The organism is Bradyrhizobium altum (assembly GCF_020889705.1).
Lineage (GTDB): Bacteria > Pseudomonadota > Alphaproteobacteria > Rhizobiales > Xanthobacteraceae > Bradyrhizobium > Bradyrhizobium altum.
This window is the reverse complement of sequence record NZ_JACMYP010000601.1, coordinates 1-677: the sequence shown is the minus strand read 5'-3', so window position 1 is coordinate 677 and position 677 is coordinate 1. Positions and strand designations below refer to the sequence as shown.

Sequence of the window (677 nt, the reverse complement as noted above, 5' to 3'; positions counted from 1 at the left end):
CCGACGGGCGCCGTCTTGCGTGACGCGAGGTAATTCGCGAAGCGTGTGACCTTAAGTCTAGCTTTAAGGTCATCAGGCGATGCGGGTCGAGGTTTTGGGCGGGCTGGAGCGGCGGCGGCGCTGGTCGCAGGACGACAAGGCGCGGATTGTCGAGGAGACGTTGGTGCCGGGCGCGAAGGTGACTGAGGTTGCGCGCCGCAACGGAGTCGCGGCCAGCCTAGTGTTTACCTGGCGCCGACAAGCACGGACATCAGAGCAGGTTGTACCATCTTTTGCGCCGGTGCAGATCGTCGCTACGGAGGTGGAGGAAACTCCGAAGCTTTTGCCTGCGGGTGACGGCCGGGTGCGCTCCGTAGCGTCCGCGCGTACTGGATTGATCGAGATTGATCTTGGCAACCGGCGACGCATCCGGGTGGATGCGCACGTCGACCCGGAGGCGCTGGCGCGGGTCCTCGAGGTGCTTGAGCGCCGATGATCGCCATACCGGGTAATGTGCGGGTGTGGCTTGCGACCGGCCATACCGATATGCGCCGAGGCTTCCCGAGCCTTGCGCGTCTGGTTCAGGAGAGCTTGAAGCGTGATCCGCACGCTGGTGATCTTTACGTTTTTAGGGGCCGCCGCGGCGACCTGATCAAGATCATTTGGCATGATGGCCAGGGCGCATGTCTGTTCACGAA

2 protein-coding genes are annotated in these 677 nt (G+C 63.1%); both read left to right on the top strand.

Annotated features, from left to right (window positions below; translation table 11 throughout):
- Positions 1 to 79 precede the first annotated feature (79 nt).
- Complete coding sequence (tnpA, locus tag H8B02_RS47650; protein ID WP_229172567.1) at positions 80 to 475, top strand: IS66-like element accessory protein TnpA; 396 nt, start codon at positions 80 to 82, stop codon at positions 473 to 475.
- Positions 472 to 677, top strand: a 206-nt coding sequence (gene tnpB, locus H8B02_RS47645) for an IS66 family insertion sequence element accessory protein TnpB (RefSeq protein ID WP_229172566.1), incomplete at its 3' end; no start/stop codon positions are given. The genes tnpA and tnpB, both read left to right, overlap by 4 nt.